This window comes from Rhodococcus daqingensis (assembly GCF_042665615.1).
Taxonomy (GTDB): Bacteria; Actinomycetota; Actinomycetes; order Mycobacteriales; family Mycobacteriaceae; genus Rhodococcus_G; species Rhodococcus_G daqingensis.
In genome coordinates this window covers 463355-488802 of record NZ_JBHTCS010000009.1, presented here as the reverse complement: position 1 = coordinate 488802, position 25448 = coordinate 463355, and the positions used below count along the sequence as shown (strand labels likewise).

28 protein-coding genes are annotated in these 25448 nt (G+C 69.1%); 16 read left to right on the top strand and 12 right to left on the bottom strand.

Translation table 11 applies throughout. The annotated features are described in order from the left end of the window. Position 1: 1 nt before the first annotated feature. The gene (locus ACFQS9_RS06835) at positions 2–877 is read right to left on the bottom strand and encodes a sigma-70 family RNA polymerase sigma factor (protein WP_378402790.1); all 876 of its coding nucleotides are present in this window, start codon (positions 875–877) and stop codon (positions 2–4) included. Positions 878–982: 105 nt separating this feature from the next. Next, positions 983–1624, bottom strand: coding sequence for an NAD(P)H-dependent oxidoreductase (locus tag ACFQS9_RS06830; RefSeq protein WP_378402788.1), 642 nt, complete (start codon positions 1622–1624; stop codon positions 983–985). 50 nt (positions 1625–1674) lie between these two features. On the opposite strand from ACFQS9_RS06830, the gene ACFQS9_RS06825 reads away from it, so the two are divergent. Further along, entirely contained in the window at positions 1675–2046 is a 372-nt protein-coding gene (locus ACFQS9_RS06825; protein ID WP_378402786.1) for a MerR family transcriptional regulator, read from the top strand. A 33-nt stretch (positions 2047–2079) separates the two neighbouring features. Further along, complete coding sequence (locus ACFQS9_RS06820) at positions 2080–2886, top strand: tyrosine-protein phosphatase (RefSeq protein WP_378402784.1); 807 nt, start codon at positions 2080–2082, stop codon at positions 2884–2886. Here ACFQS9_RS06820 and ACFQS9_RS06815 read toward each other — a convergent pair. From ACFQS9_RS06815 to ACFQS9_RS06780, 8 genes are all read right to left on the bottom strand, one after another. Then, the gene (locus ACFQS9_RS06815) at positions 2879–3214 is read right to left on the bottom strand and encodes a hypothetical protein (protein WP_378402782.1); all 336 of its coding nucleotides are present in this window, start codon (positions 3212–3214) and stop codon (positions 2879–2881) included. The two genes, ACFQS9_RS06820 and ACFQS9_RS06815, sit on opposite strands and share 8 nt — an antisense overlap. 79 nt (positions 3215–3293) lie before the next feature. Continuing rightward, a complete protein-coding gene (locus ACFQS9_RS06810) occupies positions 3294–5081 on the bottom strand; it encodes an acetyl/propionyl/methylcrotonyl-CoA carboxylase subunit alpha (RefSeq protein WP_378402780.1) in 1788 nt (595 codons plus the stop codon). 188 nt (positions 5082–5269) lie between these two features. Continuing rightward, on the bottom strand, positions 5270–6682 hold the full coding sequence (locus ACFQS9_RS06805) for a condensation domain-containing protein (RefSeq protein WP_378402778.1): 1413 nt from the start codon (positions 6680–6682) through the stop codon (positions 5270–5272). Between the two features lie 106 nt (positions 6683–6788). Continuing rightward, positions 6789–7202 (bottom strand): SufE family protein, encoded by a 414-nt coding sequence (locus tag ACFQS9_RS06800; RefSeq protein ID WP_378402776.1) that lies wholly within the window; start codon positions 7200–7202, stop codon positions 6789–6791. Continuing rightward, positions 7199–8095, bottom strand: coding sequence for a sulfurtransferase (locus tag ACFQS9_RS06795; protein WP_378402774.1), 897 nt, complete (start codon positions 8093–8095; stop codon positions 7199–7201). The genes ACFQS9_RS06800 and ACFQS9_RS06795 overlap by 4 nt, the downstream gene beginning before the upstream one ends. 94 nt (positions 8096–8189) lie before the next feature. Continuing rightward, positions 8190–8822: a Maf family protein gene (locus tag ACFQS9_RS06790; RefSeq protein WP_378402772.1), complete on the bottom strand. Its 633-nt coding sequence runs from the start codon at positions 8820–8822 to the stop codon at positions 8190–8192. Continuing rightward, complete coding sequence (locus ACFQS9_RS06785) at positions 8819–9127, bottom strand: acyl-CoA carboxylase subunit epsilon (protein WP_378402770.1); 309 nt, start codon at positions 9125–9127, stop codon at positions 8819–8821. The genes ACFQS9_RS06790 and ACFQS9_RS06785 overlap by 4 nt, the downstream gene beginning before the upstream one ends. Further along, complete coding sequence (locus ACFQS9_RS06780) at positions 9124–10764, bottom strand: acyl-CoA carboxylase subunit beta (protein ID WP_378402768.1); 1641 nt, start codon at positions 10762–10764, stop codon at positions 9124–9126. Before ACFQS9_RS06780 ends, ACFQS9_RS06785 begins: the two co-directional genes overlap by 4 nt. A 136-nt stretch (positions 10765–10900) precedes the next feature. On the opposite strand from ACFQS9_RS06780, the gene ACFQS9_RS06775 reads away from it, so the two are divergent. After that, positions 10901–11743 (top strand): biotin--[acetyl-CoA-carboxylase] ligase, encoded by an 843-nt coding sequence (locus ACFQS9_RS06775; RefSeq protein WP_378402766.1) that lies wholly within the window; start codon positions 10901–10903, stop codon positions 11741–11743. A 55-nt stretch (positions 11744–11798) separates the two neighbouring features. Here the strand turns inward: ACFQS9_RS06775 and ACFQS9_RS06770 are convergent, their stop codons facing one another. Then, complete coding sequence (locus tag ACFQS9_RS06770) at positions 11799–12200, bottom strand: DUF7144 family membrane protein (RefSeq protein ID WP_378402764.1); 402 nt, start codon at positions 12198–12200, stop codon at positions 11799–11801. 154 nt (positions 12201–12354) lie between these two features. Here ACFQS9_RS06770 and ACFQS9_RS06765 point away from each other — a divergent pair, with 154 nt between their 5' ends. From ACFQS9_RS06765 to ACFQS9_RS06745, 5 genes are read left to right on the top strand one after another with little or no spacing between them, the layout of a single operon-like run. Beyond that, positions 12355–12816, top strand: a complete 462-nt coding sequence (locus ACFQS9_RS06765; protein WP_378402762.1) for a DUF6069 family protein — start codon at positions 12355–12357, stop codon at positions 12814–12816. A gap of 8 nt (positions 12817–12824) precedes the next feature. Next, positions 12825–14000, top strand: a complete 1176-nt coding sequence (locus tag ACFQS9_RS06760; protein ID WP_378402760.1) for an AI-2E family transporter — start codon at positions 12825–12827, stop codon at positions 13998–14000. 16 nt (positions 14001–14016) lie between these two features. After that, positions 14017–14556 carry a PH domain-containing protein gene (locus tag ACFQS9_RS06755; RefSeq protein ID WP_378402758.1) on the top strand — a complete coding sequence of 180 codons (540 nt, stop codon included), beginning with the start codon at positions 14017–14019 and terminating at the stop codon, positions 14554–14556. A 9-nt stretch (positions 14557–14565) separates the two neighbouring features. Further along, entirely contained in the window at positions 14566–15243 is a 678-nt protein-coding gene (locus tag ACFQS9_RS06750) for a response regulator transcription factor (protein WP_378402755.1), read from the top strand. Between the two features lie 12 nt (positions 15244–15255). Beyond that, entirely contained in the window at positions 15256–16539 is a 1284-nt protein-coding gene (locus ACFQS9_RS06745; RefSeq protein ID WP_378402753.1) for a sensor histidine kinase, read from the top strand. Positions 16540–16571: 32 nt separating this feature from the next. Here ACFQS9_RS06745 and ACFQS9_RS06740 read toward each other — a convergent pair whose 3' ends face one another. Further along, positions 16572–17132: a GtrA family protein gene (locus ACFQS9_RS06740; RefSeq protein ID WP_378402751.1), complete on the bottom strand. Its 561-nt coding sequence runs from the start codon at positions 17130–17132 to the stop codon at positions 16572–16574. Between the two features lie 71 nt (positions 17133–17203). Between ACFQS9_RS06740 and ACFQS9_RS06735 the strand changes: the two genes are divergently transcribed. From ACFQS9_RS06735 to ACFQS9_RS06700, 8 genes are all read left to right on the top strand, one after another. Beyond that, positions 17204–18511, top strand: coding sequence for a 5-(carboxyamino)imidazole ribonucleotide synthase (locus tag ACFQS9_RS06735; RefSeq protein WP_378402750.1), 1308 nt, complete (start codon positions 17204–17206; stop codon positions 18509–18511). A 32-nt stretch (positions 18512–18543) separates the two neighbouring features. Next, the gene (gene purE, locus ACFQS9_RS06730; protein WP_378403203.1) at positions 18544–19017 is read left to right on the top strand and encodes a 5-(carboxyamino)imidazole ribonucleotide mutase; all 474 of its coding nucleotides are present in this window, start codon (positions 18544–18546) and stop codon (positions 19015–19017) included. Positions 19018–19149: 132 nt separating this feature from the next. Next, positions 19150–20256: an Rv3169 family protein gene (locus ACFQS9_RS06725; protein WP_378402748.1), complete on the top strand. Its 1107-nt coding sequence runs from the start codon at positions 19150–19152 to the stop codon at positions 20254–20256. Positions 20257–20338: 82 nt separating this feature from the next. Further along, positions 20339–21013, top strand: a complete 675-nt coding sequence (locus tag ACFQS9_RS06720; protein ID WP_378402746.1) for a TetR family transcriptional regulator — start codon at positions 20339–20341, stop codon at positions 21011–21013. A 123-nt stretch (positions 21014–21136) separates the two neighbouring features. Continuing rightward, on the top strand, positions 21137–22297 hold the full coding sequence (locus ACFQS9_RS06715) for an acyl-CoA dehydrogenase (RefSeq protein WP_378402744.1): 1161 nt from the start codon (positions 21137–21139) through the stop codon (positions 22295–22297). Between the two features lie 85 nt (positions 22298–22382). Next, positions 22383–23573, top strand: coding sequence for a sensor histidine kinase (locus ACFQS9_RS06710; RefSeq protein WP_378402742.1), 1191 nt, complete (start codon positions 22383–22385; stop codon positions 23571–23573). A gap of 1 nt (position 23574) precedes the next feature. Then, the gene (locus tag ACFQS9_RS06705; RefSeq protein WP_378402740.1) at positions 23575–24270 is read left to right on the top strand and encodes a response regulator; all 696 of its coding nucleotides are present in this window, start codon (positions 23575–23577) and stop codon (positions 24268–24270) included. Between the two features lie 168 nt (positions 24271–24438). Continuing rightward, on the top strand, positions 24439–25290 hold the full coding sequence (locus tag ACFQS9_RS06700) for a DUF559 domain-containing protein (protein WP_378402738.1): 852 nt from the start codon (positions 24439–24441) through the stop codon (positions 25288–25290). Positions 25291–25448 lie beyond the last annotated feature (158 nt).

Genomic DNA, 25448 nt, shown 5'->3' with positions numbered 1-25448 from the left:
CTCAGTCCCGGGACAACTCCCGCCCGAGGCGCTCCAGACGCGACGGGTCGGCGAGGATGTACATGTCGACGATCCGGCCGTTGGTGACGGTGACCGACATGACCGACTGCACCCGGCCCTTCGGGGCATTGACGAGTCCGAAGGCGCCGTTGACGAGCACCGGCATCGAGGCCTGGGCGAACCGGGCGAAGCTGAGCGCCTGCGCGGAGACGGCCGCCGCCCCGCGGACCACCTTCAGGATTCCCACGCCGGTGTCGGCCCTGAGCACGACGTCCGGGTCCAGGAGCCCGACCAGCGCGTCGAAGTCGCCGCCGCGGGCGGCCGCGAAGAACGCCTCCACGATCTCCCGCTGTCGCGCGAGGTCGGGATCGGGAACCGGGGTCGAATCCTGGACGCGGCGGCGCGCCCGGCTGGCGAGCTGCCTGGTGGCGGCGGTGGTCTTTCCCACGACGAGCGCCACGTCCTCGAATGGCACCGCGAACATGTCGTGCAGGACGAAGGCGAGGCGCTCGGCGGGGGTCAGGGTGTCGAGAACGACGAGCAGCGCGAGTCCGACCGAATCACCCAGCAGCGCCTCGTGTTCGGGGTCGGTGCCCTCCACCACGCTGACGATCGGGTCGGGCAGGTGCTGCTCGCCCATGGACTCCTCGCGACGCACCTTGCGAGAGCGCAACATGTCCAGGCACACCCGACCCATGACGGTCGTCAGCCAGCCGCCGAGGTTCTCGAGGCTGTCGGCGTCGGTGCGGCTGAGCCGGAGCCAGGTCTCCTGGATGGCGTCGTCGGCGTCGCTCAACGAGCCGAGCATCCGGTAGCCCACCGCTCGCAGGTGGGACCGGTGTTCCTCGAAACGCAGCGCCAACCAGACTTCGTCCATCTGCCACATCCTCCCGTCGAGTTCCGCCGATGCCGTGACGGACGAAAACGCCGATACCACTGGAGGAGTCATTATGCAGGCACGAACGGACCGGCCGGCAAATGCTCAGGCTTCGACGGCCCGATCGAAGACGGCCTGCGCGCGGCGCGCCATGTCGGCGCCGATCTTGTGGCCCTCGGCGATCAGTTGCTCGTGCACGTGCGGGTCCGCCGTCTCCGCGCCGAAGAGCAGCCGCACGGACGACTCGTCGATCCGGGAGTAGCCGGCGATGCCGTGCTGCAGCTGGGTGGTCATCGCCTCCCGGTAGCCGCGCCGATCGTAGGTGCCCTCGTCGACGGCGGCGACGCCCACGAAGTGCAGCTCGTTGATCGCGCTCGGACCGCCGTCCGGACCGTCGTCGTAGGCCCACCCTCGGGTGAACACACGGTCGATCCAGCCCTTGGCGAGGGCTGGCATGGCCCACCAATACACGGGGAAGAGGACGACGATCACGTCGGCCGGATCCAGCAGCTGCTGTTCGCGCCGGACGTCGGCTGGCGCATCCCCGCCGTTCCGGTAGTGCTCGAGATCCTGCTCGCCGAAGACGGGATCGAACCCCGCTCGGGAGAGGTCGTGTGTGGTGACCGAGGCGGTCCCGTCGGTCCGGATCCCCTGTTCGATCGCGCGGCCGATGGCCCAGGTGGCCGAGTTCCGATCGGGGTGCGCAACCACGAGAACCACGTTCGCTGTGCTCGTTTCGTTCGTCATGCGGCCAACGTAAAGTATGACACCAACGTCAATGTCAAGGTGGAGGACGAATGCGGATCGGTGAGTTGAGCGCGATCACGGGCGCGAGTGCGCGGATGCTTCGTCACTACGAGAACGCGGGTCTGCTGTCGCCCGGCCGCGACCTCAACGGCTATCGCCACTACGGGCCCGAGGACGCGAAGACGGTCCACGACGTCCGATGCCTGCTGGCATCGGGCATGTCCCTCGCCGAGGCGTCGTCCATGCTGCACATCGTGTGCGGTGACGAGCGGGATGTATCGGACGACGAACGCGCGGCCGCACTGGACAAGCTCGACGAACGGAGTCGCCAGCTGGACGCGGCGATCGCGCGCCTGCGCGCCGAGAAGGCCGGCATCCATGAAATCCGTTCAAACATCGAACGAAATTACGGGCGGGCCTGAGTGCGGCGTGCGATCGTGGTCTACCGTGCTGGTATGAGCACTCCCTCCACGGTCGGCGCCAGCATCCCCATCGCCTCGGTGCCCAACCTGCGCGACATCGGTGGTTACCCGACGGCAGACGGGTCCAGGGTTCGGACCGGTGTCGTCTATCGCTCCACCGATCTCGGCCGGGTGGTCGACGGCGACGTCGCCGCGTTGGAGGCGCTGGGGATCACCACCGTCTTCGACCTGCGGACCGAGGCCGAGCGGGCGCTGCTGCCCGACCGGATCCCGGCCGGGGCGAGGGAGGTGGCGCTGGATGTGCTCGCGGACACCGATCCGAGCGCGGCCCCGGCGATGATGCAGCAGATCCTCACGGACCCGGAGCTGGCGGAGCGGCTGCTCGGCACCGGCGACACCAACGAGTACCTGCTCAAGAGCTACGGCGACTTCGTCACCCTGCCCAGCGCGGTCGCGTCCTATCGCGGCCTGTTCACCGACCTGGCGCGGGCGCAGAGCACTCCCGCGTTGATCCACTGCACCACCGGCAAGGACCGGACGGGCTGGGCGAGCGCTGCGCTGCTGATGTTCCTCGGGGTCAGCGAGGAAGACGCATTCGCCGACTACCTGCTGACCAACGAGCAGCTGCTGCCCGCCTTCGAGCCGGTCTTCGACAAGTTCCGCGCCGCGGGCGGCAACCCCGACATCCTGCTGCCCATCCTCGGCGTGCGCAGGGCCTATCTCGAGGCGGCGATCGAACAGGTCCGCTCCGCATTCGGGGACGTCGAGGGCTACTTCGAAGACGGTCTCGGGCTCGCGGCCGCGGACCGCGAGGCGCTTCGCGCGAAGCTGCTCACGTAACCGTCAGGTCCAGCGCCCCCTCGGCGAACCGGCGGATGACGGTCGTCGCGGTGCTGAGCGCGTCCTCGTGCCCGGCGCGGGCCCAGCCGACCAACACCGCTCGCGGCCCGTCCAGGGTCAGGCCCACCTCGGCGAGCAGTTCGCCGGTGTTCGGCTGGCACACCGCCCACGAGTAGTGCTCGTCGGCCGCCCACTGCGCTGTGCGGGTGGCGACGTAGTCCGGGTCGTCGATCCCGCCGTCGGTGAGGGCGGGCCGGTCGTCGACCCGCTCGTCGGCGCGCAACGCGCGCAGGTACCAGGCGCCGGCGTTGACCTCGATGGGTTCCATCAGTTCTGATCCTCGTCCCTTCAGCGCCGAACGCCCCCGATCGCGTGAGCGATCGGGGGCGTGAGCGGCGGTGCTTGTACTACTTGAGCTCAGCCAGCACGGTGCCCTGGGTGATGGCGGCGCCCGGCTCGACGGCGAGTCCGGTCACGACGCCGGCCTTGTGCGCGTTGACGGGGTTCTCCATCTTCATGGCCTCGAGTACGGCGATCAGATCGCCCTCGGCGACCTCCTGGCCCTCCTCGACGGCGACCTTGACCACGGTGCCCTGCATGGGGGCCGTCACGGCGTCACCGGACGCCGCTCCGCCCGCGCCGCCGCCACGCTTGCGCGGCTTCGGCTTCTTGCGGGTGGCGCCGTTGGTGGAACCGCCTCCGCCGAGCGAGAACTGTCCGGGCAGCGACACCTCGACGCGGCGTCCGCCGACCTCGACGACGACCGACTGACGCGGCAGCGCCTCGTCCTCGTCGAGTGCCTCACCGTTGGTGAACGGCTCGACGGAGTTCTTCCACTCCGTCTCGATCCACTTGGTGTAGACGTCGAAGCCCTCGCCGTTGCCGATGAACGCCGGGTCCTCGACGATGGCGCGGTGGAACGGGATGACCGTCGCGAGGCCCTCGACCTGGAACTCGGCCAGCGCGCGGCGGGCTCGGGCGAGCGCCTGGTCGCGGGTGGCGCCGGTGACGATCAGCTTGGCCAGCATCGAGTCGAACTGGCCGCCGATGACGGAGCCGGACTCGACGCCCGAGTCCATGCGGACGCCGGGGCCGGTGGGGGCGACGAACTTGGTGACCGGTCCGGGGGCGGGCAGGAAGCCGCGGCCCGCGTCCTCGCCGTTGATCCGGAACTCGAAGGAGTGGCCGCGCGGAGCCGGATCCTCGGTGAACTCCAGCTCCTCGCCGTTGGCGATCTTGAACTGCTGGAGCACGAGGTCGATGCCCGAGGTCTCCTCGGTGACCGGGTGCTCGACCTGCAGGCGGGTGTTGACCTCGAGGAACGACACGGTGTCGCCCTGCACGAGGAACTCGACCGTGCCGGCGCCGTAGTAGCCGGCCTCCTTGCAGATCGCCTTGGAGCTGGCGTGGATGCGGGCGCGCTGGTCGTCGGTGAGGAACGGCGCGGGCGCCTCCTCGACCAGCTTCTGGAAGCGGCGCTGCAGCGAGCAGTCGCGGGTGCCGGCGACGATGACGTTGCCGTGCTGGTCGGCGATGACCTGGGCCTCGACGTGGCGGGCCTTGTCGAGGTACTGCTCGACGAAGCACTCGCCGCGGCCGAAGGCGGCGATCGCCTCGCGGGTGGCGGAGTCGAAGAGCTCGGGGATCTCCTCGATGGTGTGGGCGACCTTCATGCCGCGGCCACCGCCACCGAAGGCCGCCTTGATCGCGACCGGCACGCCGTACTTCTTGGCGAACTCGACGACCTCGTCGGCGTTCTTGACCGGGTCCTTGGTGCCCGCGGCCATCGGGGCGTTGGCGCGCTCGGCGATGTGCCGGGCGGTGACCTTGTCGCCGAGGTCGCGGATGGACTGCGGCGAAGGACCGATCCAGATCAGCCCGGCGTCGAGGACGGCCTGGGCGAAGTCGGCATTCTCGGACAGGAAGCCGTAGCCGGGGTGGATCGCGTCGGCACCGGACCGCTTCGCTGCGTCGAGGATCTTGTCGAACACGAGGTACGACTCGGCGGATGTCTGGCCGCCGAGGGCGAAGGCCTCGTCGGCAAGGCGCACGAACGGCGCGTCGGCATCCGGCTCGGCGTACACGGCGACGCTGGCCAGGCCTGCGTCCGCTGCCGCCCTGATCACACGCACGGCGATTTCGCCGCGGTTGGCGACGAGCACCTTGGTGATGTGCGCGCTGGCATGACTGGGCACTGAGCCTCCTGTTTGTCGCAAGGGGTACCCGCTGTTCGATCCCCTCGCGGGGGTCGTACCCGGCGGGGTGGTTACGGGCATCACATCGGAGTGTAGGCACCGCCCCCCGGCCCGATGTAATCGGATAGCGAATTCGTCCCGATGGCCGCCCGGGCGGGTCAAACACTACTGACCAGTAATTCTTCCGGTCACCCGGTGATGCGGTCCGTGAGCGCGCAGGTTCCGGTGCCGACGACCTCCTCCATCAGGTTCCCGAGCCGGCCCAGATAGCGGTGCACGTTGTCCGCCGCCTCGTCGGTGTCGGGGTACCGGGCGGCGATGTTCACCCCCTTGGGCGTCCGGTTGACCCAGATGTGCACGTCGTGCTCGTACTGCTTGCTGCGCAGGGCCCGTGCGTTCCACTCCGGCCACTGCGTCGCCGCCGGGACGAACCGCAGGTCCATGTAGGAGACGACGAACCGGGGCCGGGCGGCGGTGGTGAGCACCTCGCTGACCCGCTCGTAGGGATACCGTGCCGCGGGCTTGGCCGCGGCGATCTGTTCCTGGGCGCGCGCGGCGAGCTCGCCGAACGACTGGGCGCCGCGCACGTCGAAGCAGATCGGGCCGAGCCCGACGTACCAGCCGACCGAGGCGGCCAGCTGCGGATCGTTCCGGGTGTGCATCGGGGTGACCGCCTCGAATCGTGGTTCGCCGGCCAACTCGGCGCCGACGATGCCGAGGCACGCGAGGGTGCCCGCGAAGAAGCTGTGCCCGAGCTTGCGGCAGGCCAGCGTGAACGCGTCCGCGCCGTCCGCGTCGAGCGCCCAGGTGGACACCCCGCTCTGCGGCACCGGGCCGGGTTCCGCGTCGCCGAGGCCGAGCGGGAACTCGGGTAGTGACCCGCCGCCGCTGTCGAGGGTCGACCGCCACAGCTGGACCACGGGGTGCCCGGTGTCCAACTCGGCGGCGCCGTCGCGTTCGCGCGCACCGAAGTCCACGTAGCTGCCGACCGGGAACAGGTCGGCGTCGACACCCTCGCGGGCCTGCCGGTACAGCGCCTCGATCTCCTGCGCGACGATCACGACCGACAGACCGTCGATGATCGCGTGGTCGGCGGCGAGGAACACGGTGAAACGACCGTCGGGGCCGGGCGGCACCACCGTGGCGAAGGCGTAGGAGGGCCAGGACAGCGGGGAGGTGCAGCCGTCGAACAGCTCGGCCAGCGCGGAGTGGTTCTCGGCGCCGTTGCTGCGGTAGCCGTGACTGCGGGCTCGCACCCGGACCCGCCCGGTGGCGATCGTGTGACGACTGACCTCGCCGGTGCTCGGGCTGATGCCGGCGTGACTTCGCAGCGCCTCGTGTCGGTCGATCCATTCGGTCAGTGCCCGCTCGAGGGCAGTGGCGTCGAGCGGCCCGGCGATCTCGAAGGCGGTCCCGAGCCACGATCCGTGTTCGGGCCCGGTGGTGCGGGCGGCCTCGCGCAGACGGGCCTCGTGCACATAGGAGGCGGGCCTGGGATCGTCGAACCACGGTGACGATCCGGCGTCGAACGGTGCGGACGGAAGCCACTCGATCAGGGTGCCCGCGGAGATGGGGTAATCGGCGAGTTCGGTGAATTCCATTGGCAGCATCCAATTCTTGCGAGTGGTGTGCTGACGGATGGGGAGGGCTACGCTGACCCGCCCGCCCGGGAGTCTACCGGCGGGCGGGTCGGCGTGCAGGTCTCGATCAGTCCGAGAGGTGTCGCTTGATGCGGGTCAGCATCGCGGACATCCCGCGGAGCCGGAGCGGGCTCACCGCCTCCGCCAGACCCAGTGCCGAGTAGAAGTCGGCGGGGACATCGAGAATCGCCTGGGCGCTCTGGCCGTCGAGGCCCTGATGCAGGATCGACGCGAAACCCCGCGTGGTCGGAGCCTCGGGCGGGGCGCTGAAGTGCAGTCGCACCTTGTCCCGGTCGCTGGCGTCGACCGAGAGGAACAGCGGCGACTGGCACTCCGGCACCGGCTCCATCGCCGCCTGCTCGAGTTCGGCGGGCAGGTCGGGGAGTTCCCGGCTGAACTCGAGCAGCAACTGCAGCTTCTGCTGACCGTCGACGGCGGCGAAGTCGTCGACGATCTCGGCGAGCGGTGCGGGCAGGCTCATGCGGTCGCGGGGACCTCTCCGGGCTCCTCGCCCTTGGCGATGGGGACCCGCACCGCGTTGCCCCATTCGGTCCAGGAGCCGTCGTAGTTGCGGACCTTCTCGAAGCCGAGCAGGTAGGTGAGCACGAACCAGGTGTGGCTCGACCGCTCGCCGATCCGGCAGTACGCCACCACGTCGTCGGTGGGCGCGTAGGCGCCGTAGATCTCCTCCAGCTCGGCGCGGGAGCGGAACCGGCTGTCGGGGGCCGCGGCCTTGGCCCACGGGATCGACACCGCGGTGGGGATGTGGCCGCCGCGGAGCGCGCCCTCCTCCGGGTAGTCCGGCATGTGGGTGCGCTCGCCGGTGTACTCCTGGGGCGAGCGGACGTCGATCAGCGGTCCCTTGCCCAGATGGCCGAGGACGTCATCCTTGAACGCGCGGATCGCGGCGTCGTCGCGCTCGACCACCGGGTAGGAGGTGCGAGGGTTCTCGGGTACGTCCAGGGTGGTGCCGCGGTCCTCCGCGATCCACGCGTCCCGCCCACCGTCGAGCAGTCGCACGTCCTCGTGACCGAACAGGGTGAACACCCACAGCGCGTAGGCGGCCCACCAGTTGCTCTTGTCGCCGTAGATCACCACGGTGTCGTCGCGGCTGATGCCCTTGCGGCTCATCAGCTCCGCGAAGGCCTCGCCGTCGATGTAGTCGCGGGTGACCTGATCGTTGAGGTCCAGGTGCCAGTCGATCTTGACCGCGCCCGGGATGTGACCGACGTCGTAGAGCAGAACGTCCTCGTCCGACTCCACGATCTTGACGCCCGGTGCGCCGATGTGAGCGCCAAGCCATTCGGAGGTGACCAGTCGATCGGGATGGGCGTACGCCGCGAAGGAGGGGTTCGGGTCGGGCGCTACGGGCACTGGGGATCTCCTGAGGCTGTGTCGGATGGTGCAGGTCCGCCGTCGATTCTAGACGCGGCGGAGCGGCAGTACCGACTGAGCAGTCCGCGGGAGGCTAGCGAGGCCCCCACAGCTCGGACACGCCTATCCCGACCTCACCGAGCAGGCGTCGCACGAGGGGCAGCCCGATGCCGATCACGCTGGAGGGGTCGCCCTCGATGCGGTCGATGAACCAGCCGCCGAGTCCGTCGAGGGTGAAGGCGCCCGCGACCTGCATCGGTTCACCCGATTCCAGGTAGGCCTCGAGGTCGTCGCCGGACGGGGTCCCGAAATGCACCACGGTGGCGCTGTCCGCACTCGACTCGCCGACGGTCGCGCCGTCCCGCACGCGCAACACGCAGTGCCCCGTGAGCAGGGTGCCGCTGCGGCCCATCATCGAACGCCAGCGGGCCCGGGCGATGTCGGCGGTGTGCGGCTTGCCCTGCAACGTGCCGTCGATCAGCAGCATCGAATCGCAGCCGATGATCACCGCGTCGGCGGCGACGTCGGCGGGCAACTCCGTGAGCACGGCCGTGGCCTTCGCCCGCGCCAGCTCGGTGACCACCCGAGACGGGGCGGCCGAGGGTCCGAGCGCCTCCTGCACCGCATCCTCGTCGACACCCGAGACCACGACGAACGGCTCGACCCCGGCCTTGCGCAGCACGGTCAACCGTGCCGGCGAGGCCGAGGCCAGGACGAGCGTGGTCACCGACGGTTCGGGTACGCGTACGGGGACAGGGGGGCGGCGCCCCGGTGCATGGAGGTGGGATCGCCCCAGCGCTCGGCCGGACGGGTGTCGGCCGGAGCCTCCTCGGCGCCGGAGGCGGCCGCGAAAACGGTCACGAGTGCCGCCAGCTCGATGTCGTTCGGTGAGCCCTTGACCACCTTGATGACCGGCAATGAAGAGCCCTCGCTGTCGGCAGCCACGATGTCGACCGTAGCGGAGTCCACTGCCTCGGCGGCTGCGGAGAGCACCTCGACGTCTTCGAGTGTCGTTTCCCTCGTCGCTGTCATAGCGGGATGTTCCCATGCTTCTTGGGCGGAAGGGAAACCTGCTTGCGCTCGAGCAGGCGGAGCGCCGCCACGATCTGGCCGCGGGTGTGCGACGGCGGGATGACCGCGTCGATGTAGCCGCGCTCTGCCGCGACGTACGGGTTCACCAGGGTGTCCTCGTACTCGTTCTGCAGCTTCAGGCGCAGCGCGTCGACGTCGGCGCCGGTGGCCTCGGCCTCCTTGAGCTGCTTGCGGTAGACGAAGCCGACGGCGCCGGAGGCGCCCATGACCGCGATCTGCGCGCTGGGCCAGGCCAGGTTCAGGTCCGCACCCATGTGCTTCGAGCCCATGACGTCGTACGCGCCGCCGTACGCCTTGCGGGTGATGACGGTGATCTTGCCGACCGTCGCCTCGCCGTACGCGTAGAGCAGCTTGGCTCCGCGGCGGATGATGCCGTTGTACTCCTGCTCGGTGCCGGGCAGGAAGCCGGGCACGTCGACCAGGGTGATGATCGGGACGTTGAAGGCGTCGCAGGTGCGCACGAAGCGCGCGGCCTTCTCGGAGGCGTTGATGTCGAGGCAGCCGGCGAACTGGGTGGGCTGGTTCGCGACGATGCCGACGCTGCGGCCGTCGACGCGGCCGAAGCCGACGATGATGTTCGCGGCGCGCTCGGCCTGCACCTCGAGGAACTCGTCGTCGTCGAGGATGCGCCGGATGACCTCGTGCATGTCGTACGGCTGGTTCGGCGAGTCCGGGATCAGGGTGTCGAGCTCGTGGTCCTCGGCGGTCAGCGAGTCCTCGATGGAGCCGACGATCGGATCCGACGGGGCCAGTCGCGGCGCGGCGGCCTGGTTGTTGCTCGGCAGGTAGCTGAGCAGGTCCTTGACGTAGTCGAGGGCGTCCTGCTCGCCGGAGGCGACGTAGTGGGCGACACCGGACTTGACCATGTGGGTGTGCGCGCCACCGAGGTCTTCCATGGTGACGTCCTCACCGGTGACGGTCTTGATCACGTCGGGTCCGGTGACGAACATCTGGCTGGTCTGGTCGACCATCACGACGAAGTCGGTCAGCGCGGGGGAGTAGACGTGCCCGCCTGCCGCGGGGCCCATGATCAGCGAGATCTGCGGGATGACGCCGGAGGCCTGGACGTTGCGGTGGAAGATCTCGCCGTAGAGGCCGAGCGAGACCACGCCCTCCTGGATGCGGGCGCCCGCACCCTCGTTGATGCCGACCAGCGGGCGGCCGGTCTTGAGCGCCAGGTCCATGACCTTGACGATCTTCTCGCCGTAGATCTCGCCGAGGCTGCCACCGAACACGGTCGCGTCCTGCGAGAAGACGCAGACGTCGCGGCCGTCGATGGTGCCGTAGCCGGTGACCACGCCGTCGCCGAAGGGGCGGTTCTCGGCGAGGCCGAAGTTCACGCTCCGGTGCCGGGCGAGAGCGTCGAGCTCTACGAAGGAGCCCTCGTCGAGCAGCGCGGTGATGCGCTCACGGGCGGTCAGCTTGCCCTTGGCGTGCACCCGCTCGACGGCGGCTTCGCCGCTCGGGAACTTCGCTTCTTCCTGGCGTCTGCGCAGGTCGGCGAGCTTTCCGGCCGTCGTGTGGATATCAGGGGTGTTTGTCGCCTCTGGCGCAGTGGGCTCCTGGACACTGGTCATGGGGACAGAGCTTATCCAGCCGGTCCCGGTGCCCGTTGACCGAGGTCAGGTTGCGTTCAATCATTGAACCCAAGCTACTGGCCAGTACGAAATTGTGATCCCTGCCGCAGCGGCCGGAGCCCATAGGCTGATCGGCATGTACACCGATCTGAATCGGCCCCCGCTCGTCGTCGATGCACTGCGCAGGGCGCTCGTGCGCGGGACGGCCGGCGGCGACCCCGACGCCTTCTACTCGAGTCTCGACGTCGTCACCGAGACCGGTTCGACGAACGCCGACCTGTTGGCCAGAGCGGCGGACTCCGCCCTCGACCGCGCGGTGCTGATCTCGGAGTTCCAGGACCACGGCCGGGGCAGGCACGCCCGATCCTGGGTGGCCCCGCCCCGTTCGGCCGTTTCCGTCTCGGTGCTGCTGCGGATGCCGGGGATCGATCCCGCCGACCTGGGCTGGCTCCCGCTGCTCGCCGGAGTCGCCACGGTCGACGCCCTGCGCGCGGTCGCCGAGGTGGACGCCGTTCTGAAGTGGCCGAACGATGTGCTGATCGGCGGGCTCAAGGTGGCGGGCATCCTCGCCGAGGTCGCCGCGACCGCACCGGTCCCGTCGGTGGTGCTCGGTATCGGGTTGAACGTCAGCCTCACCGAATCGGAGTTGCCGGTGCCGACGGCGACCTCGCTCGCGCTGGCGGGTGCCGCCACCACCGATCGCGACACCGTGGTGCGCGCACTGCTGCGCGCGCTGGCGTCGGAATGGACGAAGTGGCACCGGAACGGTTGGGACACAACGGCCCTCGCCGCGGCGTACCGGGAGCGGTGCGCCACGATCGGGCAGCGCGTCCGCGCGGAACTGCCGGGCGGGGGCGAGCTGCTGGGCACCGCGAGCGGGATCGATGCGCAGGGCCGGATCGTGATCGACCCGGCGGGCGGCCGGGAGCCGGTGGCGGTGTCCGCGGGCGACATCACGCACCTGCGTCCGCAGGAATGACGAAGGGAGGGCACGGGCCTCGGCCCGCGCCCTCCCATCGTCAGCCGCGGTGGGGCTAGTCGTTGTCCCACGTCGCGATGGCCCAGATCACGACCACGTCGAGGGCGATGATCAGGATCGACCACCACGGGTAGTAGGGCAGCCACATGAAGTTGGCGATGATCGAGAGGGCCGCAAGGAAGATGGCCGCGATCCGCGCCCAGGTCGCGCCGGTGAGCAGACCGAAGCCGGTCAGCGCGATGAGGATTCCCACGATCAGGTGAATCCAGCCCCAGCCGGTGGTGCTGAGCTGGTAGGTGTATTCCGGCCCGACGATCAGGACGTTGTCCTTGGCCAGCGCTGAGATCCCCTGGAAGACCTGGAGGATGCCCACGGTCAGCAGCAGGACCGCCGCCGCAATCGAGCCGCCGGCCGCGAATCCCTGCTTGACGCTGTTGTCCGCGCGGTTTGCCGTCATAGCTGTTCCTCTCTCATATATGGGAGTGGTGCTTCGACAAGCAGTGTGAGTCCCGATCTGCGGATGTGCCTCATCCGTCGTGGGTGAAGCGTGCGTCGTGCGTCCGATGCGAGGCTCGACGGTGAACGACCGTGAGCTTCAGGAAGGGACAGCAATGACGAGCTATCCGGGTGGGTCCGGCATCTCCGGCACCCCAGGAGCGCCCACGCGAGGCATCGCCGGGGGGAAGTACTGGGCGGGTGCCGCGGCCGCGTCGCTGGTCACCGCCCTGAGCGCGCTGGTGGCCACGGTCATCCTCCGGGTGTTCGGTCTGATGCCGCTGTCGCCGAACTGGTTGCCCGAGGCAACCGTCGCGATCCGGTTCGCCCTGCTCGGGTTCATCGGGGCACTGATCGCCGCCGGCCTCCTGTACCTGCTGCTGCTGACCACCCCGGGTGGCGACTCGTTCTTCGGATGGATCGTCGGCCTGATCACCCTCGCCATGGCCGTGTTGCCCTTCGCCTATGACGCCACGACCGGCGATCGGATCGCCACGAGCCTGATCCACCTCGCCATCGGCCTGCCGATTCTCGGGCTGCTGCCCGGGGTCGCTGATCGAGCCGCGGTGTGGAAGTGAGTCGATCGGTGACCACGGCGCCCGCGTCCGCCCCTCCCTCGCCGGTGCCGCCCTCGACGCTGCCGCGCGGGCTGATCGTGCTGCTCGGCCTCGCGGCCGCCGTGGTCACGGTGGCCGGCACCAAGGCCTTCGCCGGAATCGTGGGGCCGGTGTTCCTGGCGCTGATGCTGGTGGTGGGTGTGCAGCCGCTGGGCGACTGGCTGCAGCGCAAGGGTGCGCCCAAATGGGTTGCGGTGATCTCGACACTGACGGCCGTCTACCTGATCCTGCTCGGTCTGGTTGCGGCGCTTGTCGTTTCGATCGCGCAGTTGGCCACCTTGCTGCCTCAGTACACCGACAAGGCCGACGAGCTGATCGCCAATCTGCAGGACCGGTTCGCTCAGCTGAACATCGGCTCCGAGCAGGTCGAGAAGGCGCTCTCGAGCATCGATCTCGGCAAGGTCATCGGGCTGATCGACGATGTGCTGGTCGGCCTGCTCGGGGTGTTCTCGAACCTCTTCTTCATCCTCGCCCTGCTCATCTTCATGGCGATGGACGCCAGTTCGTTCGGTGAGCGGATGCGCGCGGTGGCCTACTCTCGCGCGGACATCGCCTACGCGTTCTCCTCCTTTGCCAGCGGCACCCGCAGCTACCTCATCGTCTCGACGGTGTTCGGCCTCATCGTCGCCGTGATCGACGCGGGCGCGCTCTGGGCCATGGGCATCCCGCTGCCGATCCTGTGGGGCCTGCTCTCCTTCATCACCAACTACATCCCGAACATCGGGTTCGTCATCGGTCTCATTCCGCCCGCGCTGATCGCCCTGTTGGAGGGTGGTCCGACGTTGATGCTGTGGGTGATCGTCGTCTACAGCGTCATCAACGTCATCATCCAGTCGGTGATCCAGCCCAAGTTCGTCGGCGAGGCCGTCGGGTTGTCGGTGACGCTCACGTTCCTGGCCCTCGTGTTCTGGGGATGGGTGATCGGGCCGCTCGGTGCGCTGCTGGCGATTCCGATGACCCTGCTGGCCAAGGCCCTGCTGCTGGACATCGATCCGTCGACGCGGTGGGCCAACGCCCTGATCACCGGCTCCCCGCCGACCGCGGAGGAACTGGCGACGGCCGAGGCCGAGGCCGCACGGCAGGCCGCGGAGCTGCAGTCGGAGGCAGAATCCGCGGTCGAGGGTGCGGTGGAGAGCGCGAACTAGTCGATACGCTTCCCGCATGGGATACCCGGAGGACGCCCTCGCCTCGGACGAGGAGCTGCTGCTGCACCGACACCCGCATTGGAAGATGCTGGTGCTGCCCGCGTTGACGTTCATCGTGGCGACAGCGCTCGCCGGGTTCGCGCTCGGGCTCGCCCAGGATCGGCTCGAGGGCACCGCCCGTTCCGTCGCCTTGATCGTGGTGGCGGTGGCGTGGCTCGGGATCGTCGGGTGGCGTTGTGTCGGACCGCTGGTGAGTTGGAAGTTCACCCATTTCATCGTCACCGACCGCCGGGTGCTGATCCGACACGGCGTGATCACCCATACGGGGATCGACATCCCGTTGGGACGGATCAGCAACGTGCAATTCCGGCACGGACTGGTCGACCGGATGCTGCGGACCGGCACCCTCGTGATCGCCTCGGCGGCCGACGATCCGCTGGAGTTCGACGACATCCCCGACGTGCAGCGGGTGCATTCGCTGCTCTATCACCAGGTGTTCGACGCGATGAATCTCGATTTCGGTCCGCCGACCGATCGTGGCGAGGCCGCTCCGTAGTCTGGGGTGGTGACAGCCGTACTGCTTGCCGAAGACGACGAGGCCATCGCCGCTCCGCTCTCCCGCGCCCTTGGCCGAGAGGGCTACACGGTCACCGTCGAATCGACCGGTCCGGGAACCCTGGAACTCGCGCTGAGCGGGTCGTTCGACCTGCTGGTTCTCGACCTCGGCCTACCGGGCATGGACGGGCTGGAGGTGTGCAGGCAGCTGCGCGCGGATGGATCCGATCTCGCGGTGCTGATGCTGACGGCGCGCACGGACGAGGTCGACTTCGTGGTGGGTCTCGACGCGGGCGCCGACGACTACGTGGGCAAGCCGTTCCGCCTGGCGGAGCTGATGGCCCGGGTCCGTGCGCTGATGCGCCGCCGCGGCGGCTCCGAGGACACCACCATCGCGGTGGGCGACATCCGGCTCGAACCGGCGGCCAGGCGGGTGCTGGTCGGCGGCTCCGAGGTCGTCCTCGCGAACAAGGAGTACGAACTGCTCAAGGTCCTTCTCGACCGCGCGGGCGAGGTGGTCTCGCGCGATGTCATCCTGCAGGAGGTGTGGGGGGACGCGGACCTGCGTGGATCCAAGACCCTCGACATGCACATGTCGTGGCTGCGCCGGAAGATCGGCGACGAGGGTCCGGTCGCCGAGCGGCGCATCGCAACCGTGCGCGGCGTCGGCTTCCGGCTGAACACCTAGCCGGGCGCAGACGTGCGCCGCCGAATCCTGCTGTCGATCCTGGCCGTCGTCATCCTGATCGCGCTGCTGCTCGGGCTGCCGTTGATGTACACGGCCTGGCTGTGGGTGGAGGACATCACCCGGGGTGGCATGCAGGCCAGGCTGGATCGGATGGCGGCGGAGATCATCTCGCAGGAGGGCGAGCAGGGCGTGATCGTCGGCGCCCTCGATGCGGCGCCCCTGCGCCTGGTGGTGCCGGACGGGGCGAAGCTGTCGGTGACGTATCCGACCCCGGGCGACTTCGAGGTGCAGGTCGACATCGGCGAGTCGACGGTCGAGCGCCCCCTGGTCGAAGCGCTCTCGATGGGCCGATCCGGTTCGTTGCGGCTCGAGGAGCCCTCGGATTCGATGCGGTCTCTGCAACAGCAGGCCGTCGGTGCGGTCGCGCTGGTGGTGCTGGCCTCGCTGGGGGCCGGTACGGCGGTGGCATCGGTGACGGCCCGGCGGCTCGCGGACCCGCTCCGGGACGTCGCGGATCGGGCGGCCCGGCTGGCGGAGGGCGACTTCCGGAAGGACCCGCGCAGACACGGGATCGCCGAACTCGATCGCGTCTCCGACGTGCTCGACGCGGTCACCGTCGAGATCTCCGGGCGGTTGCAGCGCGAGCGGGCCCTGGTGGGTGACGTCTCGCATCAGCTCCGCAGTCGACTCACCGCGGTGCGACTGCGGCTGGACGAGTTGTCCGCGCATCCGGACCCGGCGGTGGTCGACGAGGCGACGGAGGCGCTGGCCCAGGTGGACCGGCTGACGGTCGCGATCGACGAGCTGGTCCGGTCGTCGCGGATGGCGGGTGGCGGGCCCGAGCCCATCTCGGTGGTCCGCGAGCTGGCCGCGGTGGTCTCCGAGTGGCAGCGGCCGTACCGCGAGGTCGACCGCGCCCTCGTGCTGCGCGGCGAGGCTGCGCTGATGTCGACGGCCAGGTCCTCGCGACTGCGTGAGTGCGTGTCCGTGCTGGTCGACAACGCGCTGATGCACGGCGGGGGCACCTGCACCGTGGCCGTGAGGTCGGTGCCGGCGACCCCGGGGCACGAGGCGATGGTCTGTGTGGAGGTCGGGGACGAGGGCGAGGGCGTCAGCGACGAGCTGGCCCCCCACATCTTCGACCGGGGCTTCTCCGGCGGCGGTTCGACTGGGGTCGGTCTGGCGTTGGCCAGGGCCCTGGTCGAGGCGGACGGCGGCCGGCTCGACCTACAGCGCAGGCGTCCCGCGGTGTTCGCCGCCTTCCTGCCGGTCGCGCCCGACGTCGAGCCGCGTTAGAGCGCCTTCCGCATCGTTGTGCGGGGCGTCCCTCAGCTGTGGCCGAGTTCTTCCTCGGCCAGTTGTTCCGGGGTCGGGTCGAAATCGGTGGATCCGCCCGCCGCGCCCCTGGCGTTCTCCTCGGGGAACGCGAACCGGCGCAGCGCCCAGAACCGGAAGATCATCTGCAGCAGGTTGCCGATGATGTAGTTGAGCACGAAGTCGACGATCACGAGCGTGGTCAGGCTCGCCGACGCCCGGATGTCGAAGATGTTGTTCGCGATGAACAGCGGGGCCGCGGCGATGACGACTCCGATGCCGCTGATGGTGAAGAACAGCAATGCCTCGTGGTGCCGCTCCCGGCCGCCGCGGTTCTTGAACGACCACTCGCGGTTGAGGATGTAGCTCAGGATCGTGGCCATGACGCCGGAGATGATCTTGGCGACGACGGGCTTCTGTTCGAGGATGGTCAGGCTCAGCGAGTAGAAGATCGCGAGGTCGAAGACCATGGTGGTGCCGCCGACGATCGCGAACTTGATCAGCTCGTGATGGCGAAGGACCACGTCCCGGAAGGGCTGGGGTACGCGGCTGACCGCCTGATCGACTAAAGACACAACGACCGAGTGTACGAAAAGGGGCAGTGAACCGGCGAACTGACACTCCGATCGCAGGTCCTGAGTCAGCCATGACACCATTGACTGCCGTGAGCGTTGATTCCGGATCCCAGCACCGCCCCAGCACCCCCCGCGGCCCGAAGGCCGGATTGCCGGTGGTCGCGATGATTGGCGGCGGGCAGCTGGCCCGGATGACCCATCAGGCCGCGATCGAGCTCGGCCAGAGCCTGCGCGTGCTCTCCGGCCGCGACGACGAGCCGGCCGCCAAGGTGTGCTCGGACGTCGTGATCGGCAGCCACACCGACCTCGAGGCGCTTCGGGCCGTCGCCGTCGGCGCGAGCGCGCTGACCTTCGACCACGAGCACGTGCCGACCGAGCATCTCGAGGTGCTCGTCGCGGAGGGCGTGAACGTCCAGCCGCCGCCGCAGGCGCTGATCTACGCGCAGGACAAACTCGCGATGCGGCGGAGGCTGGCGGACCTGGGCGCGCCGGTACCCGCGTTCGCGGAGATCACCTGGGCCGGCGACGTCGTGCGCTTCGGGGACGAGCACAACTGGCAGATCGTGATCAAGGCGGTCCGCGGCGGCTACGACGGGCGCGGGGTGTGGATGCCCACGGATTCCGACGAGGCCGAGGCCATCGTCACCGAGCAGCTCGACAAGGGCGTCGCGTTGATGGTCGAGCAGAAGGTGCCGATGCGGCGCGAGCTGTCCGCGATGGTCGCGCGCTCGCCGTTCGGGCAAGGGGCGACCTGGCCGGTCGTCGAGACGGTGCAGCGCGACGGGCAGTGCGCCGTGGTGATCGCGCCTGCACCCGAGCTGTCCGACGCCCTCGCCCTGGAGGCCGAGCAGTTGGCGCTGCGCATCTCCGCCGAGCTCGGTGTCGTCGGGTCGATGGCCGTGGAGCTGTTCGAGACCACCGACGGCAGGCTGGTGGTGAACGAGCTGGCGATGCGCCCGCACAACTCGGGGCACTGGACCCAGGACGGGGCGCGGACCTCCCAGTTCGAGCAGCATCTGAGGGCGGTGCTCGACTACCCGCTCGGCGACACCACGCCGACGGCCCCGGTCACCGTGATGGCGAACGTGCTCGGCGCGGAGACCGCACCGGAGATGAGCATGGACGAGCGCCTGCACCACCTGTTCGCCCGGATGCCGGACGCGAAGGTGCACCTCTATGACAAGGGCGAGCGCCCGGCACGCAAGATCGGGCACGTCAACGTGGTCGGCGGTGCACGGGGATCGCTCGCCGACGACGCTTACGTGGCGGCGGTGCGCGAGCGTGCCGAGCGGGCGGCGCACTGGTTGTCGCACGGCGAATGGACCGACGGTTGGGATGTGCATGAGGGCGAGCGGAGCGACGGGGGAGTGACACGGTGAGTGATTCGAATGGGCCCGCTGTCGGTCTGATCATGGGCAGCGACTCGGACTGGCCGACGATGGAGGCGGCCGCCGAGGCGCTCGCCGAGTTCGGGATCCGCTTCGAGGTCGGTGTCGTCTCGGCGCACCGGACCCCGCAGCGCATGCTCGACTACGCCCGCGAGGCCGCCGATCGCGGCATCAAGGTGATCATCGCCGGAGCGGGTGGGGCCGCGCATCTGCCGGGCATGGTGGCGTCGGCGACCCCGCTCCCGGTGATCGGGGTGCCCGTGCCGCTCAAGTACCTCGACGGCATGGACTCGCTGTTGTCGATCGTGCAGATGCCCGCGGGTGTCCCGGTCGCGACGGTGTCGATCGGCGGCGCCCGCAACGCCGGGTTGTTGGCGGCGAGGATCCTGGGCGCGTCGGACCCCGCGCTGCGCGCGGCGATGGCGGAGTTCCAGGCCGGCCTCGAGGCGATGGTGCTGGAGAAGGACGCGGCCCTGCGGTCGAAGCTGCTCGGCTGAGTATCCGGTGGCCGCCGAGCGGCCACGGCGGGCCGGTTCTGTCAATCGGCTGACCGGAGCGGAGTCCCGGGGTTAGATTTGCGGTGTCCGGATTACGTTTGACGCTGTAACGAATCCCCCGGGAGTGTTCTCATGGTTGCGCCGCTCGATGAATACCCGATCCACCAGACGCCGCTGTCCATGGCGCGGGTCGCCTCCAGTGACAAGAACTTCTACGACCGGTCCTACTTCAACGCGATCGACACCGAGGGCGAGCTGTTCCTGGTGAGCGGATTCGGCGTGTACCCGAACCTCGGTGTCACCGACGCGTTCGCCACCGTCCGCAAGGGCGACCGGCAGTGGGCGGTCAAGTTCTCCGACGCGCTCGAGCAGCGGTCGATCGACCTCGCGGTCGGCGGCTATCGGATCGAGGTGCTCGAGCCGCTGCGCAGGCTGCGGATGGTCTGCGAGGGCGACGGCGAGGGCGGGCTCGGTTTCGACCTCACCTGGGAGGGTTCCTGCCCCGCGGTCGCGGAGCAGCCGCACCTGCTGATGAGCAAGTTCCGGCCGACCCTGGACGCGAGTCGTTTCGCGCAGACCGGCACGTGGTCGGGGGTGCTCTCGGTCGACGGCGAGGACGTCGTGGTGAGCCCGGATCGGTGGATGGGCACCCGGGACCGGTCCTGGGGAATCCGCCCGGTCGGCGACGGCGACCCGGCCGGACGGCTCGCCGACGAGCCGTCCGAGGGCTTCTGGTGGATGTACGTGCCGTTGCGGTTCGAGGAGTTCTCGATCATCGTCATCCTGCAGGAGAACCCGGACGGATTCCGGACGCTGAACGACGCGACCCGGGTGTGGAACGACGGCCGGATCGAGCAGCTCGGCTGGCCGCGATACGACATCAAGTATCACTCCGGCACCCGTCGTCCGTTCGCCGCCACACTGCACCTGACGGCCGCCGACGGAAGTCCGGTGACCGTCGAGGTGACCCCGCGCAGCGGTCTCGCACTGCACGTCGGCGCGGGCTACGGCGGCGACCCGGAGTGGACGCACGGCCAGTGGCGCGGCCGTGACTGGAGTTCCCGATCGGTCTACGACCTCACCGACCCCGCGATCGCGGCGCGAATTCCCTACGGCGTCAACGAGTATCCGGCGAGCGTCACCTGCAACGGTGTGCCGGGGGCCGGCATGTTCGAGCACGCGAGCATGGGCAGGCACGATCCGACCGGATTCGCGGACTGGAGCTCGGTGGCGCCATAGGCGCTGCGCGCCCGTGCGCGGTTGACGAGTGCAGGGACTCGTCAACCGCGCACGGGCGGCGGAGCCGCCTAGGCTGTTGCTCATGCCAGACGACACAGACCGGTTCCGTCTCCAGGTGGTGTCGGAGGCGCTTCGGCTCTTCTCCGAGAAGGGTTACGAGGCGACCAGTGTCGACGAGATCGCCGAGGCGGCGGGCATCTCGCGACGGACCTTCTTCCGGCAGTTCCGGTCCAAGGAGGACGTGGTCTTCGCGGATCACGAGATCCTGCTCGGTCAGGCGCAGGAGTATCTCGCGGCCGACCACGAGGATCCGTGGGATGCGGTGTGCGACGCGGCGATGATCGTCTTCGAGCGGTTCTCGCACTGGAACGACATGGCGACCCGGCGCTACGCGGTGGTGCACGAGGTGCCCGCGCTGCGGGATCGGGAGATCGTGACCGGATTCCGGTACGAGCGGTTGTTCGTCGAGTATCTGCGCCGCGCGCTGCCCGACGAGCCGGACCTGGCGATGGTGCAGTTCTCGGCCTCGGTCACCGCCACGCACAACTACCTGCTGCGGCGGATGGTGCGCGACGGCGCCGAGACCACCTCCCAGGACCTGCGCGCGGCGTTGGCCGACCTCCGGCAGGGCGTGGGTCGCCGCGACCATCCGGCGCCGGATGCGGACGGCGAGATGGTGGTGGCGGTGTTCCCGCGGGGCACCGCGCCGCGTCGGGTGGCCGAGTTGCTGCGACGCAGGCTCGAGGAGGACGAATGAGATTGGCACTCGGTGCCGTGGGGTTTCACGTCATACCTGGCGGGTGATCCTGCGGGTGCGGTACCATGGCCCGTGAATGGCACTGAGTGCCGCGCCCCGAGACCTTCCATGAGGAGCAACCAGATGGCTGGCAACCCCGACTTCGACCTGTTCAAGCTCGCCGACGAGCACGATGAGCTGCGGGCCGCGATCCGCGCGCTGTCGGAGAAGGAGATCGCGCCGTACGCGAAGGACGTCGACGAGAACGCGCGGTTCCCGGAGGAGGCGCTCAAGGCGCTCGTCAACTCCGGATTCAACGCGATTCACGTCCCCGAGGCCTACGACGGTCAGGGCGCCGATTCCGTGGCCACCTGCATCGTGATCGAGGAGGTCGCCCGCGTCTGCGGTTCGTCCTCCCTGATCCCCGCGGTGAACAAGCTCGGCACCATGGGTCTGATCCTGAACGGTTCCGAGGAGCTCAAGCAGCAGGTGCTCCCGTCGCTCGCCTCCGGTGAGGCGATGGCGTCCTACGCGCTGTCCGAGCGTGAGGCCGGCTCCGACGCCGCCAGCATGCGCACCCGCGCCAAGGCGGACGGCGACGACTGGATCCTCAACGGTTCCAAGTGCTGGATCACCAACGGCGGCAAGTCGACCTGGTACACCGTCATGGCCGTGACGGACCCCGACAAGGGCGCCAACGGCATCTCCTCCTTCATGGTCCACAAGGACGACGAGGGCTTCGTCGTCGGCCCGAAGGAGAAGAAGCTCGGCATCAAGGGCTCGCCCACCGCGGAGCTGTACTTCGAGAACTGCCGCATCCCCGGTGACCGCATCATCGGCGCCCCCGGCACCGGCTTCAAGACCGCCCTGCAGACGCTCGACCACACGCGCCCGACCATCGGCGCGCAGGCCGTCGGACTCGCGCAGGGTGCGCTCGACGCGGCGCTCGCATACACCAAGGACCGCAAGCAGTTCGGCAAGTCGATTGCCGACTTCCAGGCGGTGCAGTTCATGCTCGCCGACATGGCGATGAAGGTCGAGGCCGCCCGACTGATGGTGTACACCTCGGCGGCTCGCGCCGAGCGCGGGGAGGCCAACCTCGGCTTCATCTCCGCCGCGGCCAAGTGCTTCGCGTCCGACGTCGCGATGGAGGTGACCACCGACGCGGTGCAGCTGTTCGGCGGCGCCGGCTACACCACCGACTTCCCGGTCGAGCGGATGATGCGTGACGCCAAGATCACCCAGATCTACGAGGGCACCAACCAGATTCAGCGTGTCGTGATGTCGCGCGCGCTGCTCAAGTGAGCTGACGTCTGAACCAAGCCTGTGGCCGGTGAGCTCACTCACCGGCCACAGGTGCATTTCAGGTGCCGTGTCTACGCTGGGGTCCATGCCCCGATTCCCACTGAGCGAGCGCTGGTACCGCTGGAGCGCCGGTCACGTTGTCGGGATCGACCGCACCGTCGCGGCGTTCTTCGCGCTCATCGGTGTGGCCGCGTCGATCGGCCTCGGGCCCGTCGACGTGGTGATCGCGTTGGGACTCACGGTGCCGTTGGCCTGGCGCCGCATCCGGCCGGTCGCGGCCGCCGCGGCGGTGGCGCTCTTCTCGGTGGCGTATCTGATCGTCTCGGGTGATCAGACCAATCTCGTCATGCCCGGCATCTGCGTGCCGATCGCGCTGTACGCGCTCGCGGCATACGGACCGAGGTGGGCGAGCGGCTGGGGCCTGGCCGCGGCCATCGTCGGTGTGACCGTGGCCGGCTTCCGGTATTTCGGCGGCGAGCAGTCCACGTGGCAGGCGCACGCATTCCTGATCGCGTCCCTGATCGTGTACGTCGTCGCGGTGTGGGCGTTCGGCGACCTGCGCCGGGTCCGCAACCAGGAGCTCGAGGGACTCACCGAGCGGGCCCGGCTGCTCGAACTGGAACGGGCGCAGGAGGCGGAGATCGCCGCCATCAACGAGCGCACCCGGATCGCGCGGGAGATGCACGACATCGTCGCGCACTCGCTGACCGTCGTGATCGCGCAGGCCGACGGCGGTCGGTACAGCGCGGCCGCAGACCCCGCAGCTGCGGTCACGGCGCTGGAGACCATCTCCCAGACCGGACGGCAGGCGCTGACGGACATGCGCGCGCTGCTGTCCGTGCTGCGGGAGGACCGGCCGCGTGAGTACTCCTCGACCCCAGGGGTTTCCGATATCGACACGCTGATCGAGGAGGTCCGCAAGGGCGGTCTCGGCGTGCAGCTCACCACGGACGGCGAGCGACGCGTGCTGTCCACGGGCGCCGAGCTGACGGCGTACCGGATCGTGCAGGAATCGCTGACCAACGTGCTCAAGCACGCGGGACCAGCGGCCAGTGTCGAGGTCACCGAGCGCTGGACCGACGAGGCACTGGAACTGACGGTTGCCGACGACGGCAGAGGAGCGTCCGGCGCCCTGGTCGCACCGTCCGCCGGCGGGCAGGGTGTGCTCGGGATGCGCGAACGGGCGGAGTTGTACGGCGGCAGCTTCGAGGCCGGACCCGCCCCTGGGGGCGGTTACCGGGTGCACACCGTGCTGCCCTATTCGAGAGGTGAATGACATGTCCGATGCCGCAACGGGTCCGATCCGGATCGCGATCGTCGACGATCAGCAGCTGGTCCGCGCCGGGTTCCGGATGGTGATCGATTCCCAGCCCGACATGAGCGTCGAGGTCGAGGCCTCGGACGGCGAGCAGGCGCTGCGCGAGCTCGCGCGGGTTCCGGTCGACGTGGTCCTGATGGACGTGCAGATGCCGAACCTGGACGGCATCGAGGCCACCCGTCGCCTGACGGCACTCGAACACTCGCCGAAGGTGGTGGTGCTCACCACTTTCGACAACGACGAGTACGTGGTGGCCGCGATCTCCGCGGGTGCCAGCGGCTTCCTACTCAAGGACGCGCAACCGGAGGACCTGCTCGCCGCGCTGCGAACCGTGTACCGAGGCGACGCGGTGATCGCCGCGCGGTCGACCCGTCGGCTGCTCCAGCACGTGGGCCCGATGCTGGCAGGCACGTCAACGGTCGAGCGCCCCCCGCTGCCCGATGACCTGACGCCCAGGGAGGTGGAGGTGCTCGAGGCGATGGCGCACGGATTGTCGAACACCGAGATCGCGGCGAAGTTCTTCGTCTCAGAGGCGACCGTGAAGACGCACGTGGGACGCGTGCTGGCGAAGACGGGGTCGAGGGACCGGGTACAGGCGGTGGTGTTCGCGTATCAGACCGGGCTGGTGCAGCCGGAGGACCTGCTCGGCGGGTAGCCCGGAGTCACGTCACAGTCTGTGAGTGAAATGCGCGAAACCTCGCGAAACGCGTACAGAGTGTGGGCTCGGTCCGGGTTGTCCACACCCGGGACTACATCCACAGGCCGTGGCATTCGCCCAGGGCGCTGCTGATGGACATCCCAGCCCGGGCGCGAAGGTCGTGCCATGAATCCCTTCGGAGTACGGACCCGAGTCGAACTGCTCGAGGCGGGTGTCGCGAGCAGCACCATCCATGACCGGTGCCGCAGCGGCCGGTACACGCGGTTGGCGCCGGGCATCTACTGCATCTGTGAACCCACCCCGCACGCACTGTGCTCGGCGGCGGTCCTGTGGCAACCGACCGCGGTGCTGAGCCACTGCACGGCTGCCTGGATCTGGAACATGCTTCCGGCTCCCAGCATCATCGAAGCCTCCGTGCCCGCCCATGTCAGTGTCCGACCACCGAGTTGGCTTCGGCTCTACCGCCGAGCGGTCGCGGCCGAGAACGTCACGTCGGCATGGGCGATGCCGACGGTGGATCCCGAACGCGCCATGCTGGATTCGGTGGCGGTGCTGCCGCGACACGAGGCAGACGCCATGGTCGATGGGCACATCCGGACCACCGTGAACGCAAGAAAGCTGCAGCTGATGTGCGACGAGGACGCCGGACGGGTCGGGGTCCGGGAGCAGCGGAGGCAACTGTATGCGGCCGCCGGCTGGGCGGCCTCCGAACCGGAGCGGAAATTTGCCCGCGCGCTCGCCGCGCGTCGTTGCAAGCTGGTGCCGAACCACCCGGTGGGCGCCTACTACTGCGACTTCGTCGACGAGCGCTCCCGAACGATTGTCGAGATCGATGGCCGCGAATTCCACAGCGAACCCGAGGTGTTTCGAAAGGATCGGCGCCGCCAGAACTGGCTCGTTCTCGACGGTTGGCTGGTGTTGCGGTACGCGGCGTATGACGTGTACCAGCACCTGGACGAGATTGCGGATGAGACGGTGCGGGTGGTGAGGAAACGCAGACGGGCTCGTCCGGACTGAGCGCACACTCTGTGTGCGATTCGACAGCTTTCGCGCATTCGGGCGACAGAGTGTGAGAAGAATCCGGGCCCCGTCCTACCCAGGTATGACGCGGGCGCCCTGAGGATCCGTCCGCACGCCGACGCGCCGGGACGGCCGTCGTTCGTAGCGTCGAGGGC

Excerpts from the sequence above, each read along its gene's own strand:
- ACFQS9_RS06835 (WP_378402790.1), bottom strand. The coding sequence starts at position 877 with ATGGACGAAGTCTGGTTGGCGCTGCGTTTCGAGGAACACCGGTCCCAC.
- ACFQS9_RS06830 (WP_378402788.1), bottom strand. The coding sequence starts at position 1,624 with ATGACGAACGAAACGAGCACAGCGAACGTGGTTCTCGTGGTTGCGCAC.
- ACFQS9_RS06825 (WP_378402786.1), top strand. The coding sequence starts at position 1,675 with ATGCGGATCGGTGAGTTGAGCGCGATCACGGGCGCGAGTGCGCGGATG.
- ACFQS9_RS06820 (WP_378402784.1), top strand. The coding sequence starts at position 2,080 with ATGAGCACTCCCTCCACGGTCGGCGCCAGCATCCCCATCGCCTCGGTG.
- ACFQS9_RS06815 (WP_378402782.1), bottom strand. The coding sequence starts at position 3,214 with ATGGAACCCATCGAGGTCAACGCCGGCGCCTGGTACCTGCGCGCGTTG.
- ACFQS9_RS06805 (WP_378402778.1), bottom strand. The coding sequence starts at position 6,682 with ATGGAATTCACCGAACTCGCCGATTACCCCATCTCCGCGGGCACCCTG.
- ACFQS9_RS06800 (WP_378402776.1), bottom strand. The coding sequence starts at position 7,202 with ATGAGCCTGCCCGCACCGCTCGCCGAGATCGTCGACGACTTCGCCGCC.
- ACFQS9_RS06785 (WP_378402770.1), bottom strand. The coding sequence starts at position 9,127 with ATGACAGCGACGAGGGAAACGACACTCGAAGACGTCGAGGTGCTCTCC.
- ACFQS9_RS06780 (WP_378402768.1), bottom strand. The coding sequence starts at position 10,764 with ATGACCAGTGTCCAGGAGCCCACTGCGCCAGAGGCGACAAACACCCCT.
- ACFQS9_RS06775 (WP_378402766.1), top strand. The coding sequence starts at position 10,901 with ATGTACACCGATCTGAATCGGCCCCCGCTCGTCGTCGATGCACTGCGC.
- ACFQS9_RS06770 (WP_378402764.1), bottom strand. The coding sequence starts at position 12,200 with ATGACGGCAAACCGCGCGGACAACAGCGTCAAGCAGGGATTCGCGGCC.
- ACFQS9_RS06765 (WP_378402762.1), top strand. The coding sequence starts at position 12,355 with ATGACGAGCTATCCGGGTGGGTCCGGCATCTCCGGCACCCCAGGAGCG.
- ACFQS9_RS06755 (WP_378402758.1), top strand. The coding sequence starts at position 14,017 with ATGGGATACCCGGAGGACGCCCTCGCCTCGGACGAGGAGCTGCTGCTG.
- ACFQS9_RS06735 (WP_378402750.1), top strand. The coding sequence starts at position 17,204 with ATGACACCATTGACTGCCGTGAGCGTTGATTCCGGATCCCAGCACCGC.
- purE (WP_378403203.1), top strand. The coding sequence starts at position 18,544 with ATGGGCAGCGACTCGGACTGGCCGACGATGGAGGCGGCCGCCGAGGCG.
- ACFQS9_RS06725 (WP_378402748.1), top strand. The coding sequence starts at position 19,150 with ATGGTTGCGCCGCTCGATGAATACCCGATCCACCAGACGCCGCTGTCC.
- ACFQS9_RS06720 (WP_378402746.1), top strand. The coding sequence starts at position 20,339 with ATGCCAGACGACACAGACCGGTTCCGTCTCCAGGTGGTGTCGGAGGCG.
- ACFQS9_RS06715 (WP_378402744.1), top strand. The coding sequence starts at position 21,137 with ATGGCTGGCAACCCCGACTTCGACCTGTTCAAGCTCGCCGACGAGCAC.
- ACFQS9_RS06710 (WP_378402742.1), top strand. The coding sequence starts at position 22,383 with ATGCCCCGATTCCCACTGAGCGAGCGCTGGTACCGCTGGAGCGCCGGT.
- ACFQS9_RS06705 (WP_378402740.1), top strand. The coding sequence starts at position 23,575 with ATGTCCGATGCCGCAACGGGTCCGATCCGGATCGCGATCGTCGACGAT.
- ACFQS9_RS06700 (WP_378402738.1), top strand. The coding sequence starts at position 24,439 with ATGAATCCCTTCGGAGTACGGACCCGAGTCGAACTGCTCGAGGCGGGT.